General features: G+C 63.2%; 16 protein-coding genes. 13 read left to right on the top strand and 3 right to left on the bottom strand.

Translation table 11 applies throughout. The features are described 5' to 3' along the window. The first annotated feature begins 37 nt into the window (after nt 1–37). The 11 genes from pstB (at nt 38) to AC54AF_RS21810 (ending at nt 11218) form a co-directional block, all read left to right on the top strand. On the top strand, nt 38–820 hold the full coding sequence (pstB, locus tag AC54AF_RS21860; protein ID WP_010396817.1) for a phosphate ABC transporter ATP-binding protein PstB: 783 nt from the start codon (nt 38–40) through the stop codon (nt 818–820). A 48-nt stretch (nt 821–868) separates the two neighbouring features. After that, nucleotides 869–1579, top strand: a complete 711-nt coding sequence (gene phoU / locus AC54AF_RS21855) for a phosphate signaling complex protein PhoU (protein ID WP_034778131.1) — start codon at nt 869–871, stop codon at nt 1577–1579. 5 nt (nt 1580–1584) lie between these two features. Further along, complete coding sequence (locus AC54AF_RS21850) at nt 1585–2274, top strand: response regulator (protein ID WP_034755074.1); 690 nt, start codon at nt 1585–1587, stop codon at nt 2272–2274. An 11-nt stretch (nt 2275–2285) separates the two neighbouring features. After that, nucleotides 2286–3602: a phosphate regulon sensor histidine kinase PhoR gene (phoR, locus tag AC54AF_RS21845; protein ID WP_496638209.1), complete on the top strand. Its 1317-nt coding sequence runs from the start codon at nt 2286–2288 to the stop codon at nt 3600–3602. A gap of 72 nt (nt 3603–3674) precedes the next feature. Then, nucleotides 3675–4871: a selenoneine synthase SenA gene (gene senA, locus AC54AF_RS21840; RefSeq protein WP_496638208.1), complete on the top strand. Its 1197-nt coding sequence runs from the start codon at nt 3675–3677 to the stop codon at nt 4869–4871. Between the two features lie 33 nt (nt 4872–4904). Continuing rightward, a complete protein-coding gene (locus tag AC54AF_RS21835) occupies nt 4905–6851 on the top strand; it encodes a UvrD-helicase domain-containing protein (RefSeq protein ID WP_496638207.1) in 1947 nt (648 codons plus the stop codon). Nucleotides 6852–6945: 94 nt separating this feature from the next. Next, nucleotides 6946–7860, top strand: coding sequence for an NAD-dependent epimerase/dehydratase family protein (locus AC54AF_RS21830; RefSeq protein ID WP_496638231.1), 915 nt, complete (start codon nt 6946–6948; stop codon nt 7858–7860). Nucleotides 7861–8212: 352 nt separating this feature from the next. After that, nucleotides 8213–8596 (top strand): LiaF transmembrane domain-containing protein, encoded by a 384-nt coding sequence (locus AC54AF_RS21825; protein WP_496638206.1) that lies wholly within the window; start codon nt 8213–8215, stop codon nt 8594–8596. Continuing rightward, a complete protein-coding gene (locus AC54AF_RS21820; protein WP_496638205.1) occupies nt 8586–9395 on the top strand; it encodes a LiaI-LiaF-like domain-containing protein in 810 nt (269 codons plus the stop codon). The genes AC54AF_RS21825 and AC54AF_RS21820 overlap by 11 nt, the downstream gene beginning before the upstream one ends. Nucleotides 9396–9401: 6 nt before the next feature. After that, on the top strand, nt 9402–10478 hold the full coding sequence (locus AC54AF_RS21815) for a sensor histidine kinase (protein WP_496638204.1): 1077 nt from the start codon (nt 9402–9404) through the stop codon (nt 10476–10478). Between the two features lie 11 nt (nt 10479–10489). After that, complete coding sequence (locus AC54AF_RS21810; protein WP_496638230.1) at nt 10490–11218, top strand: LytR/AlgR family response regulator transcription factor; 729 nt, start codon at nt 10490–10492, stop codon at nt 11216–11218. On the opposite strand, the gene AC54AF_RS21805 is transcribed toward AC54AF_RS21810, so the two are convergent. The 3 genes from AC54AF_RS21805 to AC54AF_RS21795 all read right to left on the bottom strand — a co-directional run bounded on the left by AC54AF_RS21805 (nt 11215) and on the right by AC54AF_RS21795 (nt 15914). Continuing rightward, nucleotides 11215–13476 carry an ATP-dependent DNA helicase gene (locus tag AC54AF_RS21805; RefSeq protein ID WP_496638203.1) on the bottom strand — a complete coding sequence of 754 codons (2262 nt, stop codon included), beginning with the start codon at nt 13474–13476 and terminating at the stop codon, nt 11215–11217. The two genes, AC54AF_RS21810 and AC54AF_RS21805, sit on opposite strands and share 4 nt — an antisense overlap. Next, nucleotides 13473–15125 carry a VRR-NUC domain-containing protein gene (locus tag AC54AF_RS21800; RefSeq protein WP_496638202.1) on the bottom strand — a complete coding sequence of 551 codons (1653 nt, stop codon included), beginning with the start codon at nt 15123–15125 and terminating at the stop codon, nt 13473–13475. The genes AC54AF_RS21805 and AC54AF_RS21800 overlap by 4 nt, the downstream gene beginning before the upstream one ends. A gap of 84 nt (nt 15126–15209) precedes the next feature. Further along, nucleotides 15210–15914, bottom strand: coding sequence for an SMI1/KNR4 family protein (locus AC54AF_RS21795; protein WP_496638201.1), 705 nt, complete (start codon nt 15912–15914; stop codon nt 15210–15212). A 160-nt stretch (nt 15915–16074) separates the two neighbouring features. Between AC54AF_RS21795 and AC54AF_RS21790 the strand changes: the two genes are divergently transcribed. Then, nucleotides 16075–17292, top strand: coding sequence for an MFS transporter (locus AC54AF_RS21790; RefSeq protein ID WP_496638200.1), 1218 nt, complete (start codon nt 16075–16077; stop codon nt 17290–17292). Next, complete coding sequence (locus AC54AF_RS21785) at nt 17289–17930, top strand: helix-turn-helix transcriptional regulator (RefSeq protein ID WP_496638199.1); 642 nt, start codon at nt 17289–17291, stop codon at nt 17928–17930. The genes AC54AF_RS21790 and AC54AF_RS21785 overlap by 4 nt, the downstream gene beginning before the upstream one ends. Nucleotides 17931–18067 lie beyond the last annotated feature (137 nt).

The following is an 18067-nucleotide window of genomic DNA, read 5'->3' as shown; positions in this document are numbered from 1 at the left end:
CAGATACCGAGCGAAGCGAACCCATATGAATACGCAAATGAATCCAGCCCAAGACCTGGCACCAAAGAAAAAAACCATCGAGATTTCGGGCCTGAACTTTTTTTACGGCAAAACGCAAAGCTTGCATAACGTCAACCTGGACATTCACGAAAAGAAGGTCACGGCTTTCATCGGCCCGTCCGGTTGCGGCAAGTCAACCCTGCTGCGCACCCTGAACCGCATGTACGACCTGTATCCGGGCCAGCGCGCGGAAGGCTCGATCCTGTATCGCGGCCGCAACGTGCTCGACGCCGACCAGGACGTCAACATGCTGCGCGCCAAGGTTGGCATGGTGTTCCAGAAACCGACGCCGTTCCCCATGTCCGTGTACGACAACATCGCCTTCGGCGTGCGCCTGTATGAAGACTTGTCGAAAGGCGAGATGGACGAGCGCGTCGAGTGGGCCCTGAAAAAGGCTGCGCTGTGGGGCGAGGTCAAGGACAAGCTGAGCAAGAGCGGCCTGTCGCTGTCGGGCGGCCAGCAGCAGCGTCTGTGCATCGCGCGCGGCGTGGCCGTGAAACCGGACGTCTTGCTGCTCGATGAGCCGACCTCGGCGCTGGACCCGATCTCGACCTCGAAAGTGGAAGAGCTGATCAGCGAACTGAAACAGGATTACACGATCGCCATCGTGACGCACAATATGCAGCAGGCGGCGCGCTGCTCCGACTACACGGCGTATATGTACCTGGGCGAGCTGGTGGAATTCGGCGAAACGGACCAGATCTTCATGAATCCGGCCCGCAAGGAAACGCAGGATTACATCACGGGCCGCTTCGGCTGATCCGCGCCGCATCGCTATACACAAGACAACTGAATACGGAGAGACAGCATGATAGGCGAACATTCATCCAAGCAATACGACAACGAACTCGAAGCGATCCGCTCGAAAGTGCTCCTGATGGGCGGCATCGTTGAGACCCAGTTCCTCGACGCGATGACGTGCTTTCGCATCGGCAATCCGGAACGCGCCGACCGCGTGATGCGCGAAGACGACGTCGTCAACCAGCTCGAAGTGTCGCTGGACGACGCGTGCAGCCACCTGATCGTGCGCCGCCAGCCGGCCGCGAACGACTTGCGCACCATCATGGCCACCATCAAGGTGATTACCGACCTCGAGCGCGTAGGCGACGAGGCGACGAAAATCGCCCGCGTGGCGAAGAATCTGCACAAGCGCGGCAACGGCGTCGTCAACCATTACGAGATGGTGCGCGGCATTGCCAACACGGCCACCGACATGCTGCACGACGCGCTCGACGCATTCGCGCGCAACGATGGCAAGCAGGCCTTACAATTAATTGCACAAGACGCCATCATCGACCACGAGTTTCGGTCTATCATGCGCAACCTGATCACCTTTATGATGGAAGACCCGCGCACGATTTCGGCGGCGCTCGATACCCTGTGGGTGGCCAAAGCCATCGAACGGATCGGCGACCATGCGAAAAACATCGCCGAATACGTGATTTACGTGGTTGAAGGCAAGGACATCCGCCACACCAAGGTGGCTGCTCCCGCCATTTCCGAGGAGCTCCCTGAGTAAGCTTTATGGCATCTGATAAAACCACGGTATTGATTGTTGAAGATGAGCCGGCCATCGTTGAACTGGTGACCTATTCGCTGCGCGAATCCGGCTGGAATTGCTGTTCTGTACAAAATGTCGCCGATGCCTGGGAATTCATCCAGCACCGCACGCCGCACCTGATCCTGCTCGACTGGATGTTGCCGGACCAGACGGGCTTGCGCCTGCTGTCGCGCATCCGCGCCGACCGCAATTTCGCCGCCATCCCCGTCATCATGCTCACCGCCAAGAGCATGGAAGAAGACAAGCTGGCCGGCCTGAACAGCGGGGCCGACGATTACGTCACCAAGCCGTTCTCGCCGCGCGAGTTGCTGGCCCGGGCCAAAGCCTTGCTGCGACGCAAGAGCCCGGAACACGCGCAGGCGCCCATGCGCGCTGGCAACGTGGCTCTGGACCCCGTCAGCTGCACGGTGATGATGGATGAACAGAAGATCGATATCGGCCATGCCGAATACAAGCTGTTGAAATTCCTGCTGGCCCATCCTGAGCGCGTGTTTTCGCGCAGCCAGCTGCTCGACAAGGTGTGGGGCGACCATGTGGTGATCGAGGAACGCACGGTCGACGTCCACGTATTGCGCTTGCGCAAAGCCTTGAAAGAGGCGGAAAGCCTGATCAAGACGGTGCGCAGCGTCGGCTACATGTTGTCTGAAAAGTAAAGCCTGACTCTATGAATCCGAAATTGCTGTTCTGGGTGCCGGCCGCCTTGCGCATGGTGCTGGCGCTGCTGGGCGTGGCCGTCGTCTGGTATCTGTTCGGCGCCACGTATGCGCTGGGCATCGCCTTCGTGCTGATGGCCATGATGGTGTTCGTGCAGCTGTCGTATCTGTTCCAGCTGAGCAACTGGCTGGACAATCCGCAAAGCGCCAAGCTGCCCGACGGCTGGGGCGCCTGGACCAGCATCTTCGCGCGCCTGTACCGCATGCGCCGCGACGACGAGAAAAACCAGGCCGAGCTGACGGAATGGCTGGCGCGTTTCCGCCAGGCCATGCATCTGCTGCCCGACGGCGTCGTCATCATGGACGACGTGCTGTTCCTCGAATGGTGCAATCCGGCCGCCGAGAAACACCTGGGCCTCACGCACGAGCGCGACAAGGGCATGCGCGTGACGAACCTGATCCGCAGCCCCGAGTTCATGGATTACATCATCCTGGGCCGCTACGACCAGCCGCTGACGATCACCTTCCGCAACCGCAAGCTGATCGTGCAGATCATCCCGTTTGAAAACCGCCGCCAGATCCTCGTCACGCACGATGTGACGGAGACGGAACGCATCGAAATGATGCGCCGCGACTTCATCGCCAATGCCTCGCACGAACTGCGCACGCCGCTGACGGTCATCGTCGGCTTCCTGGAAATCGCGTCTGCCGAGCTGGACCTGGATGCCGCCACGCGCGCCGCCCACCTCAAGCTGATGACGGAGCAGGGCCACCGCATGCAGCATCTGATCGAGGACATGCTGACCCTGTCGCGCCTGGAATCGGTCGACTATCCGCTGCGCCCCGAGCCCGTGGACATCAAAAAGCTCATGCAACAAGTCGTGCGCGACGCCAAGGGCTTGTCGGCCGGCAAGCACGAGATCAAGATGGAATGCAACGGCCCCGACGTGCTGGGCAGCTACGACGAACTGTACAGCGCGTTTGGCAACCTGGCGTCGAATGCCGTGCGCTACACGCCGGCCGGCGGCTGCATCACTCTGCGCTGGCAGGATGGCCCGGCCGGACCGCAATTCATCGCGCAAGATACGGGCATCGGCATCAGCCCCGAGCATATCTCGCGCCTGACGGAACGTTTCTACCGCGTCGACAAGAGCCGCTCGCGCGAAACCCAGGGCACGGGCCTGGGCCTGGCCATCGTCAAGCACGTGCTGCTGCGCCACGGGGGAACTCTGGCCATCCAGTCCGTGGCCGACAAGGGCAGCAGTTTTATCGTCAGCATGCCCAAGTCCGTCGTCACGCCGCTGCAGGGCGAGTTGCTGGTCAAGTAGGCGAGGGGGCATGCGCCCCCTTGTTTCCTGTGCGACTAGTGCGATGTTGGCATAAGTCGTTACAATCAGGCCATGACTTTAATCAATGCCTCTTTTCGCCACGCCGGCGCGCAGCAACTGGCCCAGTCGCTGCAGGCTGCGCGCCAGGATACGCTTTCCCTGTTCGACTGTTACGTCACTGCCGGCCTGGACGTGGTGGCCGGCTTGCCCCGCCATCCACGGCTCAATCCGCCCTTATGGCAACTCGCGCAGATCGCCTGGTTTGCCGAGTGGTTCATCCTGCGCGAAGCCGCGTCCAGCCATCCGGCCGACGCCATTTATAACTCCCTGCTGACGCGCGGCGACGACCTGTTCGACGCCAACATGGTGGAGCATCGCGCGCGCTGGAAGCTGGAACTGCCCAGCCCGGGCGCCGTGAAAACGTATTGCCGCGAAGTGCTCGACAGGGTGCTCGATAAACTCTCGCGCGAAGCCAATGCCGACGGCGCCCTGGCGCCATACCGGCTGGCCTTGGCGCACGAAGACTTGTGTGGCGAGGAAATGCTGGCCGGCTTGCAATGGCTGGGCCTGGAAGCGCCGGAATCCCTGGCGGCCAGCCCGGCCTTGCCGCCAGGCGCGGGGCAGATAGCGTTTGCTGGCGGCGCCATCGAACTGGGCTCGCCGCGCGGGGCCGGTTTTGCCTTCGACAATGAATCGCCGCCCTACAGTTGTTACGTGGCGCCGTTTTCCATCGATGCCTGCGCCGTATCCAACGCCCAGTTTGCCGACTTTGTCGCCGACGGCGGCTACCAGAACCGCCAGTTCTGGAGCGCGGCCGGCAGCGCCTGGCTGATGCGGCAGGAGCGCTCGTCGCCTTTGTACTGGCTGCGCGAAGCGACGCAGTGGCGCACCATGCGTTTCGGCCAGCGCACGACCTTGCCGCCGAATGAAGCCGTGCGCCACATCAATCTGTATGAAGCGCAAGCGTACTGCGCCTGGGCGGGGCGCCGCCTGGCGACCGAGGCGGAATGGGAGTATGCTGCGCTGTCCGGCCATCCCCGTTTTCACTGGGGCCAGGTGTGGGAGTGGACGGCGACGCCGTTCGAGCCGTATCCTGGCTTTGCGGTGGACGCCTGGCGCGAATATTCGGCGCCGTATTTCATGCAGCACCAGGTGCTGCGCGGCGCCGCCTTCGCCACGCCGCCGCGCCTGCATTCGGCGCGCATGCGCGCCTTCCATGCGCCCGAACGGGGCGACATCTTTGCCGGCCTGCGCACCTGCGCCTGGTAGCGCGCCGAGAACAGACATCATTTCAGGATACCCTTGAGTACAGACAACGCCCCGCAGTTCATTCCCAAACGCATCACGCCCACGCCGGAGCAGGTGGCCATCCAGACGGCGCAAAAGAAAGTGGTGCTGATCGACGCCAATGCCGGCGCGGCCAAGACGACGACCCTGGCCCTGCGCCTGGCCGAGGCGTTGCACCGGGGCCGCGCGCCCGAGCGCATGCTGGCCCTTGTGTTCACGGAAGCGGCGCGCGTGGCCCTGCGCCAGCGCCTGCTGGAAGTGGGCGTGCCGCTCGGCGTCGTCAAGCGCCTGACCGTCGATACCTTCGACGCCTTTGCCGCCAAGGTGCTGCTGCAGCTGGAAAACATGCAGGTGGCAAGCATGCGCAGCGATGAAGAGTTGCGCCCGGTGGCCTGGGAAGCACTGGAAGTCGTGTCGGAAAAGTACGCCCACCGCTACCCGCTGGAAATCAACACGACCAACGGGGCCATCGCCGAATTCCTGAAGTTACAATTGCGCACCAAGGCGCGCCTGGATTTCCAGAATCCTGACTTCGAGAGCAACTCCCTGGACGACAATCTGGAACTGCTGGGCATGTCGCGCACGCACTATCTGTGGCTGCGCGAATACGAAGGCTTGCGCGGCGCCGACACAGGCGATATCCAGTTCCGCGCGCCATTCGATGCCACCTACGACCTGGTGCGCATGCTCGATGGCGACGAGCCGTTGCGCCAGCAATTGCCGGCCTTCCAGATCATCGTGGCCGATGAATTGCACGATTTGAACGAAGCATCGTTCCGCCTGCTGACCATGTTGATACGCCGCGGCAATGCGTTTTTCTGCGGCGCCGGCGACAAGGATCAAGTCATCTACACGTGGTCGGGCGCCGACCACCGCTTCCTGCGCCAGCGCTTCGAGCAGGAGTTCCCCGCCTTGCAGCGATTGCCGCTGACGGCTTCCTATCGCTACGGCCCGCAGCTGGCGCAGGCAGTGGGCGTGCTGAAAAACAAGGCCAGCGTGTCGGCCCTGTCGCGCGCCACCCACATCGAACTGCTGGAATATGACCATGCGCAGCCGCAAGCGTGCAGCGCCCAGCTGATCGCCGCGCTCGAACACGCGCATGCGGGCACGACGGCCATCTTGCTGCGCGACCGCGACCAGGCCATCCGCGTGGAAACGGCGCTGTTCCAGAGCGGCATCGCGTATGGCCTGGTGGACATGAACAGCTATCTGCTGAGCCTGGAAGTGCTGATGCTGCGCGGCATGGTTGCCATCGCCCGCAAGGATTTACATGCGATCAAGAGCGGCCCGCGCCGCGGCGACATCCTCGAAGCGCTGGTGGCCTTCGCGGAAATCCCGTTTACGCGCGCGGAATTGCAGCAAGCCAAGGCCGACGTGGCCAATTACCCGGACTTGCTGGAAGGCTTTTTGACGAACCAGCTGGCCAAGTCGCACAACCAGGACAAGGCGGCGCTGACCCTGGCCGCCGTCGATTACCTGCGCGCGCTGCCCGCCGATGCCTTGGCGGGCGACGCACTGCAGCACATCTTCGGCCTGATGCAGCTGGAACAGACGGCCCGCCGCATCTATGTCGACCCGGCCCAGGCGCGGGTCGTCGCCCGTTCCCTGCACGGTTTTATTGCCGTGTGCCGCGAAGCGGGCGTGGCGCTGGGCGGCTTTGCCGGCTGGCTGGGCGAGATGGAAGAAGCCGTGACGGTCTCGACGGGCAAGGCCAAACTGGTGATCGCCTGCATCGACCAGATCAAGGGCCTCGAATACAACCACGTGATTTTGCCCTACCTGGCCGTCGATGAATTCCCGCGCAGCAAGACCGACCCGCTGGAAGAGGAGAACCGCTTCTATGTGGCCGCCACCCGCGCGCGCGACCGGCTCACCCTGCTGACGCCGGAAGACCCTGCCTACCGGAGCCGCTACATCGCCGCCCTGCAGCTGAAAAACAAGACTGTTGCGCCCAAGTCATAAATCCTTTGCTGCGCGGCCGCTTTTTGCGAAAGATGAAAGCGGGCATACTTTGTCGGACTGATCACAATTGATCTGAACTTACAAAGGAGCAATGATGCGAGTATTTTTGACAGGCGCAGCAGGTTTCATCGGCAGTTCCGTCGCGGCGGGTCTCGTGCGCGCCGGCCATCAGGTGACGGGTCTCGTGCGCAAACAGGAACAGGTGGCCGAACTGGCGACCATAGGCGTGCTGGGTATCGTCGGCACCCTGAACGACCGCGCATTGCTCATCGAGCAGTCGAAGGCGGCCGATGCCGTCATCAATGCGGCCAGCAGCGACCACCGGGGCGCCGTCGAAGCCATTCTTGAAGCGCTGGCCGGCAGCAACAAGCCCTTCCTTCACACCAGCGGCTCGTCCATCGTGGGCGACGCGTCGGGCGGCGAAGGCACGGAGCAGATTTACTTTGAAGACAAGTTGCCGGCCCCCACGGCCGACAAGGCGGCCCGCGTCGCCATCGATGACTTGATACTGGCCAGCGCACGCCAGGGCGTGCGCGCGAGCGTGTTGTGCAATACCTTGATCTACGGCCATGGCGCCTTGCCGCGCGACAGCGTGCAACTGCCCCGTTTGCTGAAACAGGCGCGCAAGAGCGGCATCGTGCGCCACGTGGGGCCGGGCCGCAACATCTGGTCCAATGTGCATATTGACGACGTCGTCAGCCTGTATTTGCTGGCGCTGGAAAAGTCGCCGGCAGGTACGTTTTACTTTGTCGAGTCGGGCGAGGCGGCCTTCCGCGACATGACGGCCGCCATCGCCCAGGCACTGGACATCGATCCCGCGCAGGACTGGCCGCTGCCCGAGGCGATCGCCGAGTGGGGCTACGAGATGGCGTCCTACGGCCTCGGCTCCAACAGCCGCGTGCGCGGCGAACGGGCGCGTACCCAGCTGGGCTGGCAGCCGCAGGGGCCATCGGTGCTGGAGTGGATCAGAAACGACATGCTCCATCCGCCGCACGCCGTCGCCGTTTGATATAGCGCAGCAAAACCGCATCGGTGTGCGCTAGCGAACGGTGCTATGTGGCGATCAGGAGTATGATGGCCTTGCTTGGTTGAGACGCACTGCCGTGAGGTTGGCGGCATGTTCGATCTTCCAGCAGGTCAGCCGGTCGCCTCGAGGATCGGCACCAGATTTCTGCCCGCGTTTGCGCCCTGCGCCACGCGGCTGTGTACTGCAAACCCCTTCGAGGCCGGCCTAGCCGGCCTTGCCTGTCGTTTCCGCCGCCGCGCCATTCACCGCCACCTGTCCGCCATTCGCCGAAGCGGTGTTTTCCCCTCCCCGAAATCCGCGTATCTTTACGATCAACCAACTTCAAGGGGGGACCGTGAAACCTGAGCCAGCTTATTGCCGCCGTACCCAGCTGCTGTGGGGCGTGCTGCTGATCGCCATCGGCGTCATTATCCTGCTGGACCGGCTCGATGTGATCTATCTCCACGACTACTATTCACTATGGCATTATTGGCCGGTGATACTGGTCGTCTTCGGCCTGAACAAGCTGCTCACGCCCGTCTCCGCCAAGCAGGTGCTGAGCGGCCTGTGGCTGATCTTCTTCGCCGCCTGGTGGTATGTGTCGTATGAAGAACTGTGGAATCTGAGTTTTTATAACAGCTGGCCCGCCTTGCTGATCGCCTGGGGCGTGGGCCTCGTGCTGGAACCGCTGTTGAACAAACATTTTATTGCCTACCGGGAGTCCGAGCATGAAAAATAGACCGCCGCTGCACTCGCCATCGCAGATCGTGCTGGGCGTCATCGTCATCGGCCTGGGGCTGCTGTTTCTGCTCGATAACCTCGGCTTCATCAATGTGCGCTATACCTTCCGTTTCTGGCCCACCATCCTCATCATTTTCGGCTTGCTGAAAATATCGCAAAGCCATACCCGCTCCGGCTACATCCTCGGCGGCGTGATGGTCTTGCTGGGCCTGAGCTGGACCTTGAAAGCCATGGGCTTGTTCTATATCAACTGGAGCATGCTGTGGCCGCTGCTCATCATTGCCGCCGGCGTGGCCGTGGTGGCGAAATCCTTGCCCGGCGGGCAGCAGCGGCAGCGACGCCGGCACTTTGCCGCGCCGCCCGATGGTAGCGCTGCGCCTGACGCATTCGGCCAGCCCAGGAATGGCGCCGTGTCGCTGGACAAGGAAGCAGTGTCGGCAGCGCCCGGCGCCAGCGGCCAGGCGGACGACGACAGCATCATCGAGGTGACGGCCATCCTCGGTGGCTATGTGCGGCGCGTGTCATCGCAGCGCTTCAGGGGCGGCGATATCAATGTCATCATGGCCGGCTGCGAAATCGACTTGCGCCAGGCCTCGATCGAAGGCGAAGCCGTGCTCAATGTGTTCGCCCTGTGCGGCGGCGTCACCATCAAGATTCCGCCCGACTGGAGCGTGGTGCTGCAGGGCACGCCCATCCTCGGCGGCTTCGAAGAAAAAACCATCGTGCCGCCGAACCAGGCCAAGCGCCTGTACGTGACGGGCTACGCCATCATGGGCGGCCTGGAAATCCGCAACTAGGCGCGCATGTCGGGGCCCTTGTCGAAGCGGCGCGGCGCCGTGGTGGTGTTCCTGGTCTGCATCGCGCTGGGCCTGGCCCTGGCCTTTATCTTGGCCAGGGTGGCCCACGCGCCATGGCTCAATGCTATCTTGCTGGTGGTGCCCGCCACGCTCGTGTATGCGATCGGTTCGGGTTTTTCCGCGTTCTACCTGTGCCGCGCCTATCCCTTGCACGCCCGCCATCCGCTCGCCATCGCCGGCGTGATGGGTGTGGCGGCCCTGTTCGCGGGCTTGCTGTGGGCCACCCTGCTGCAATTTTTGAACAGCGTCAGCCTGTTGCTGGAGCTGCGCTGGCTGGGCGTGAACCTGACGCCATCGCTGCTGGCCCTGTTCTTCGGTTTGGGCGTGCTGCTGTATTGCCTGGCCGCCGCCGTGCATTATCTGTTGCTGGAATTCATGCGCGCCAGGATGGCCGAGCAGCGGGGGCTGGAAGCGCAACTGGCGGCGCAGGAAGCGCAATTGCGCATGCTGCGCACGCAGATCGATCCGCATTTCCTGTTCAACAGCCTGAACTCCATCAGCGCCTTGACGTCTATCAATGCGCCGGGCGCGCGCCAGATGACGGTGCAGCTGGCCAGTTTCTTTCGCCAGAGCCTGAGCCTGGAAGCGCACAAGCACATTACCGTGGAACAGGAACTGGTGCTGATCCGCCATTTTCTCGCCATCGAGCAAGTGCGTTTCGGCGAACGCCTGCAAGTGGCGGAAGCCATCGACGCCGCCGCGCTGGCATGTTTTCTACCGCCGATGCTGATACAGCCGCTGGTGGAAAATGCCGTCAAGCACGGCATCTGCGGCTTGACGGAGGGCGGCCTGATCGGCATCGAGGTGCGACGCGCGGGCAGCCTGCTGCAGATCGCCGTGCGCAACCCGGTGGATGCGGATCAGGGGCCTGCGCGCGGCAATGGCGTGGGCCTGGAGAATGTGCGCCAGCGGCTGGCCGGCGCCTATGGCCACGAGGCCAGCGTGCACTGGGGCCGGCGTGATGGCCATTTCGAGGTGATGATTTCCATGCCGGCGCAGACCGGCGACACGGAGGAAGCATGATGCAGGCAAGAATGCGGGTGGCCATCGTCGATGATGAATTGCTGGCGCGCAGCGTGCTGCGCGAATACCTGGCGCGCCACGACGATATCGATATCGTGGCCGAGTGCGCCAACGGCTTCGACGCCGTCAAGGCCATTGCGGAGCTGGAACCGGAACTGGTGTTCCTCGACATCCAGATGCCGCGCCTCGATGGTTTTGAAGTGGCCGAGCTGATCGGCGCCAAGACGCGCCTGATCTTTGTCACGGCCTATGACCAGTACGCCTTGAAGGCGTTCGAATGCCATGCGCTGGACTATCTGCTCAAGCCGTTCAGCGAACAGCGCTTCGAGCAGGCGCTGGCCCATGCGCGCGCCAACCGCAGCACGCCCGACACTGTGCACACGCTGGCGCGCGAGGCGGCCACGCGCGCCGCGCCTTTGGCCCGCGTGCTGATACGCGACGGCGCCAAGGTCCACGTGATCGCCAGCGCGCGCATCGACTACATCGAGGCGCAGGACGACTACATCAGCATCCGTTCCGAGGGCAAGTCCTACCTGAAAAGTCAGCGGCTGTCGGAGCTGGAAACCCAGCTCGACCCCGCCAAGTTTCTGCGCGTGCACAGGTCGTATCTGCTCAATATCGACGGCATCCGCCGCATCGAGGCGGCCACCAAGGACAGCCACGTGGCCATCTTGCGCGACGATACGCGGATCCCCGTGAGCAAGGCGGGCTATCAGAAGCTCAAATCACTGGTTGGCTAGCTGGCCAGCTGCACATCCCACCACGTCGGCAAGAGCTGGCGGATTTCCGGGCGCGAAAAACGGTCGTCGATCAGGTACACGACGCCCTTGTCCGACTGGGTGCGGATGACCCTGCCTGCCGCCTGCACCACCTTCTGCATGCCCGGATATAAATAGGTGTAGTCGTAGCCGGCGCCGAAGATGTCGCCCATGCGCTGGCGGATCTGCTCGTTGACGGGGTTGATCTGCGGCAAACCGAGGGTGGCGATGAAGGCGCCGATCAGGCGCGCGCCCGGCAAGTCGATGCCTTCGCCGAACGCGCCGCCGAGCACGGCAAAGCCGATGCCGCGCGTGTCCAGGCCGAAGCGGCCCAGAAATTGCGCGCGCGCCCCGTCATCCATGCGGCGCGGCTGCTGCCAGATGGGTACGTCCGGGTAATGCTGGGCGAACAGCGTGGCCGTCTTTTCCATGTAATCAAAACTGCTGAAGAAGGCCAGGTAGTTGCCCGGCGTTTCCGCATACTGGCGCGCCATCAGCTGGGCGATGGGCAGCAAGGACGCGGCGCGGTGCTGGTAGCGCGTGGAAATCGTGTCGGCCACGCGCACGGACAATTGTTCCGCCTGGAACGGGGACTCCACGTCGACCCAGGCCGTGCCGGCTGGCATGCCCAGGGTGTCGCTGTAGTAATGCCACGGACTCAGTGTGGCGGAAAACAGGGCCGTGCTGTGGCTGGCCGCGAAGCGTTCCTGGAGGAAGGGCGCCGGCACGATGTTGCGGATGCAGACGGTGGAACCGGTGTCCGTTTTACTGACGTCGAACAGCGAATGCGTGCCGAAACTCTCGGCCAGGCGGTTGATCAGCAGCACGTCAAAGTAAAAGCGCTGCAAGTCCTCGTCCAGCGCGGCCGCATGCTCGGCCATATAGTCGCCGATGGCCGTGGCCACGCCTTGCAGGGCGCCAAAGAATTTGTCCGGCAAGGCGGGATGCACGTGATATTCGCCATCCTGCTCTTTTAATAAGGCCGTCCACTGGCGCGAGAGGCGGTCCAGCGGCTTTTTCAAGGCTTCGGGCGCGAACTTGCGCAGCATTTTCAGGTCGATCTGCGCCAGCTCGGCCGAATACATGCCGCGCGCGCGCGACACCATATTGTGCGCTTCGTCGACCAGCACATTGACTTTCCAGTCGTGGGCCAATGTCATGCCGTACAGCATGGCGCTGAGGTCGAAGTAATAATTGTAGTCGCCGATGACGACGTCGCTCCAGCGCGCCAATTCCATGCCCAGGTAGTAGGGACAAATACCCTGCTGCAAGGCGATGGCGCGCACGGCTTCCTTGTCGAGGATCAAGCCGCTGGCCAGCGCCACCTCGCGCGCCAGCGGCAAGCGGTCGTAAAAGCCCTTGGCCAGCGGGCATGATTCACCGTGGCACGCCTTGTCAGGATGCTCGCAGGCGCTGCTCTTGGCGCTCAGCTCCAGCACGCGCAGCGGCAGCAGCGGCGCGCTGTCCTTGAGGATGGCGCAGGCGTCGAGCGCCATTTGGCGTCCCGGCACCTTGGCGGCGAGGAAAAACAGTTTATCGAGGCCATGCGCGGCCGTGGCCTTGAGCATGGGGAACAGGCTGCCCACCGTCTTGCCGATACCGGTCGGCGCCTGCGCCAGCAAGCCGCAGCCGCGGCTGCTGGCCTTGTACATGGCTTCGGCCAGCTGGCGCTGGCCCGGGCGAAAATCCGCATGGGGAAAGGCCATGGCCGTGAGCTGCGCGTCGCGGCTGGCGCGGTGCGCCATTTCCTGCTCGGCCCAGTCGAGGAACAGCGCGCAATGCTGTTCGAAGAACAGACGCAGCGCCTCGGCCGTGCATTCCTCGTGCATGACGCTTTCCTTCTGGCTGGCGATGTCGAAATACACGAGCGCCACGCGCAGCATGGGCAGGTTCAGCTGCTGGCACAGCAAGTGGCCATAGATGCGCGCCTGCGCCCAGTGCAACTGGCGGTGGTTGGCGGGCATCTTGTCGAGCTCGCCCCGGTAGGTCTTGATTTCTTCCAGCTGGCGCCGCGCCGGATCGTAGCCATCGGCGCGGCCGCGCACGTGCAGGGGGCCGAAGTCGCCGCACAGGCTGATTTCGCGCTGGTAATCGTCATCGCGCCGGCTTGTCACGGTGGCGTGCCCGGCCATGCCTTCCTGCGCCGTGGGCGAGGGCGTGAAACGCAAGTCCAGGTCGCCCACCTTGGCCGTGAATTCGCACAGGGCGCGCACGGCGATCGTGTAAGTGTTGCTGCTCATGTGGCCACCTGCCACTGCAGGTAGCAGACGCTGACGGGCATGGCGTGCTCGGCGCAATACGCGATCCAGCGCAGCTGGTTGTCTTGCAGGCGGTCGCCCGGACCCTTGACTTCGATCATGCGGTAGCGCTGTTCGGCCGGCCAGAACTGGATCAAATCGGGAAAACCGCTACGGTTGCTTTTGATGTCGAGCAAGATGCGCTCGAACGCTTTCTTCAGATGAAAGGCCGGGATGCAGGCCAGCGCCAGGTCCAGCAAGCCATCGTCCAGCACGTCCCAGCTCACAAACGGCGAGACGATGCCGTGCTTGGCGGCATGCGTGGCGCGGATGGCTGCGTGATAGCTGCCGTCGTCCAGCTGCGCCAGGCAGGCGGCAAAGTCCAGGCTGCGGCGCTGGTAAAAATCGGCGCTGTGCAAGTCGGCCGGCCCGCGGTGAAACGGGTGGAAGAAGGCGCCCGGCATGGCCTTGAAGATGGCGGGCCAGCACAGCAGGCCGAACAGCGAGTTGATCAGGGTGTTTTCCACGTAATACACGGGAGAGTCGTCCTGCATCAGGTGCTGCTGCACCACTCCTTCCACGTAGCACGCTTGCTCAGGATAGGGCAGCCGCAGGTCGATGCGCTCGACGGCGGCCGCCACACTGGCCGCCTGCTTTGCGTGGCCCAGCTTGCGCCGCAAACGGGGCGCCATGCGCCGCAGCAATTGCTGTTCCGCTTCGCTTTCCGGCGCGGCCAGGGCAATGAGCAGTCTGTCATAGGCAGCCTGCGGCTGTTCATCTTTTTCCAGCACGCGGATGGCGCGGCCACGCGCACCGGGATAGCGGCAATCGGCGTAGGCGCGGTAGGCGGTGGGCCAGTCCTGGCATTTTTCCAGGTGCTGGGCGATCTGGAAGCGCAGTTTTTCGCGCCGGCTGGCCAGCCAGGTGTTGTCTTCGGACAAGGGCAGCGCAGCCAGTTCCTGCAGCACCTCGTCCACTAGCCCGCTGTCGTTGTAGCGTTCGCGGCACTGGTGCAGCACTTCATAGTGCTCGATATCCTGGCGCGTGCGAAAGCCGCGCGACTGCGGCGAGAATTCCACTTTTTCGTATTGGTACACGCCCAGGTCGGACAGCACGAATTCCGACCAGTCCTGGTGATAATTGCCAAAGTAAATCAGGCGCAGGCGGTCGCACAGCGCTTGCAGGCCGATGCGGTACAGCACGTCGCTGGAGGCCGGATACCAGGCGGAAAACGCTTGATTTTCCGCATGCTGCTCGCGCAAAGCTTCCAGCTGCTCGGCCTTGCGGGCCGCCTTCAGGGGCGCGGCGAGGTCGAAGGCCCGGGCGATTTCCCCTTTCAGCAGTTGCTCGAACAGTTCATCGAGCGAGATGACGGGATCGGCGACCACCCAGCCCGTGGCCAGCAAGGGCAGGGCGGCCGCGCGCGTGTCGCCGATTTCCGGGTAATTGAGCTTGCTGGCGCGAAACAGACAACCCTTGCGCATGACGAGGCGCACGAACAGGGCGCGCGACGGCTGCGGCAGTGCGCCGAATGCAGCGATGAACTGCGTTTCTTCAGTACTCAGCAGATCGGCATAACGCGCGCTGATCCAGCTCAGCACATCCTGGAAATTATCCAGATAGTACAGGGGATTTTCCAGGACTCTCAACATGGGGACAATAGGGCAAGGTGATCGGTTTACTGTGTTTATATACAGTTTAAACCTTCAGCCGCCGCTTGCCCAGCGATTTTATGTTCAGTCAGCCGCGCTGTAGGCAAAACAGTGGTCGAACTGATCGTAGGGAATCAGTTCCTCGCGCAGGCCGGCCAGTTCGATATCGGTCAGCAAACCCCGGTGCGCTTCTTTTCTGCCCTTCGGCAGCGCCACGTCGTAATCGATGATGTCCCTGGCCAGCAGCGTTTGCAGCACCTCGGCTTGCCGCGCCGTCAGGTAGCGCGCGTGGGTGGCCAGGGTCTTTGCCAGCTGATCCTTGAATTCCTCGTCGCTGACCTCGTTGTAGGTATCCTGGTCGGCCATGCTGTTGAGCAGCATCTGAAACAGGAAGTCCTGCAGGTTTTTCGCCAGGTACTGGGCTTCATTCTGGTCGTGCCACAGCAGCACGACGGGCAGTTCGCCATCGTGCTGGCTGGCCGCGAAAAAGCAGTAGTGGTCGCCGGCGCCCGTTTGCGCGAACGGGATGAAGCGGAAGGCGGGATCGACTTGCCGGTAGTCGTCGGGATCGGCCAGTTCTTCCATGGCTGCCGCTACGGCCTTGACGCTCAGCAACTCGAAATCGTCGGCATGCAGGAGCAAGGTGGGCCGGTCCTTCAATGTGGGATACACCAGCTTGTACCAGTCGGGGCCATATTCACCCACGCCGAGCATGCCGTCGCGTTCCAGTTGAAGATACAGTGAAGGGTAGGTGAAGCCGTGTTGCCGTTCCATTTCTGACAGTGTCATGTTTGTCCTGTTAAACGTGATTCATGGGGGCATGATAGCCGAGGCGATGGTGCGCACGTTTCGCGTCATGGCGGCAACGCCTGGCGCAATTAATAAACATTATGGTTTACTTATGTGGCATGGTCACGTAGTCTGGCCAGACACTATCCATCGAGTCCGCATGAAAAACATCATCCTGATTTCCGCCGCCTGCCTGCTGGCGCTGCTGTCGACCATCGGCGCCTCGCTGCCGTATCCGATCCTGCCACCGTTGTTTGCGGCCGAGGCGCCGAATGCCTTCAATAATTTCCTCGGCTTGCCGTCGAAATTGCTGTTCGGCCTGGCGCTGACTATCAATCCGCTGGGCTTGCTGATCGGCTCGGCTCTGCTGGGCCCCTTGTCGGACCGCTATGGCCGCCGTCCCTTGCTGATGCGTACGGCCGTGGGCGCCGCCATCGGCCACGCGATTACGGCCTGGGCGCTGGTGATCCAGTCTTATCCCCTGTTCATCGTCGCCCGTTTCATCACGGGTTTGCTGGAAGGGAACGGCGCCGTGGCGCGCGCCATGCTGGCCGACCAGCTGACGGGGCCGCTGCGCCTGCGCGCCATGTCGTGGCTGAACGGCGCATTTTACCTGGGCTGGCTGGTGGGCCCGATCCTGGCGGGCGCCACCCTGCATTGGGGCGTGACGGTGCCATTCTGGATCGCCGCCGCCGCCCTGATGCTCGTCGCCGTGCTGGTGGCCGCCGGCTTGCCGCGCGAAACGCCTTCGCTATTGACGACGTCGTGGTGGCAAGTGGCGCGCGACCGCCATTCGCTGAACCTGCTGCGCCATGACGAGCTGCGCACCCTGTTCATCGTGCAACTGGCGCTGACGTGCGGCGTGGCCAGTTTCTACGAGTTCTATCCGTTGTGGCTGGTCGAGACGGCCAACTACCATGCGCAGGAGATTGCCTGGGTGAATGTGGGCCTGTGCGGCACGATGACCATCACCTCGCTGCTGGCGGGCGGTCCCAGCCGCCATGCGCCGTTGCTGCGGGCCAGTTGGTATGCGTGCGGCGTGGCGCTGGCCGTAGGGATATTGGCACTGGGTAACATCTGGGTGGGCATCGCCGCCATCGTGCTGTTCGGCATTCCGAATGCGCTGTACAACACGGTGATCCAGGGCTGGTGCGCCGAGCGCTTCAGCGCGCACGGGCAGGGCGCCGTGATGGGCTTGCTGGCCACCACTTTTTGCATCGCCAACATCGTCGTCGCCCTCAGCGGCTCCGTGCTGACCCTGATCGACACGCGGCTGATCCTCGTCGCGGGCGCCGTGTGCGCCGCCTGGGCCGCCTGGCGCATGGCGGCCTGGCGCCGCCAGCTGGACGGCGCCGTCGACGCCAAGGCAGCGGCATGAACACCTCCGAGCAGACGCTGTTCCTGCTGAAGATGCGCGGGCCGCAAACGGCGCAGCAACTGGCGGCCTTGCTCGATATCACCTCCATGGGCGCGCGGCGCCAGCTCGAAGCGGCGCACGAGCGTGGCCAGGTGGCTTTCGAAGACGTGGCCGACAAGGTGGGGCGCCCGTCGCGGCGCTGGCAGCTGACGTCAGTGGGCCACGCGCGCTTCCCCGACCGCCATGCCGACCTGACCCTGGAATTGATAGCGCAAGTCAAAGCCCTGTTTGGCGACGAGGGCCTGGATAAACTGATCGGCGCGCGCGAGCGCAGCAGCGAAGCCGCCTACGGCAAGCTGGTCGACCCGCAGGATGATCTGGCGCAACGGGTCGACAGCCTGGCGCGGGCGCGCGATGGCGAGGGCTACATGGCCCATGCGCAGCCGCAGGACGATGGCAGTGTCTTGCTGGTGGAAAACCATTGCCCGATTTGCGCGGCGGCCACGGCGTGCCAGAATTTCTGCCGCTCGGAGCTGGCCATCTTTCAGCGGGTACTGGGGGGCGATTGCACGGTGGCGCGCAGCGAATATCTGCTGGAAGGGGGGCGGCGCTGCGTGTACCGGATTGTGCCGGTGGATGCGTCGTCGGCCGGGTTGTAGGTCGGGTCAGCGCTGCGCGCGTAACCCGACATCACCATAGGCGCCAACAATGCGTCGGATTACGCGCGGCGTTGCCGCGCCTCGGCTGCGCCGCTAATCCGACCTTGTATTATTCCTCTCATGCGGTTGGTGGTGTT

The organism is Janthinobacterium sp. JF4 (genome assembly GCF_059617925.1).
This window is presented reverse-complemented; position numbering and strand designations above follow the sequence as displayed.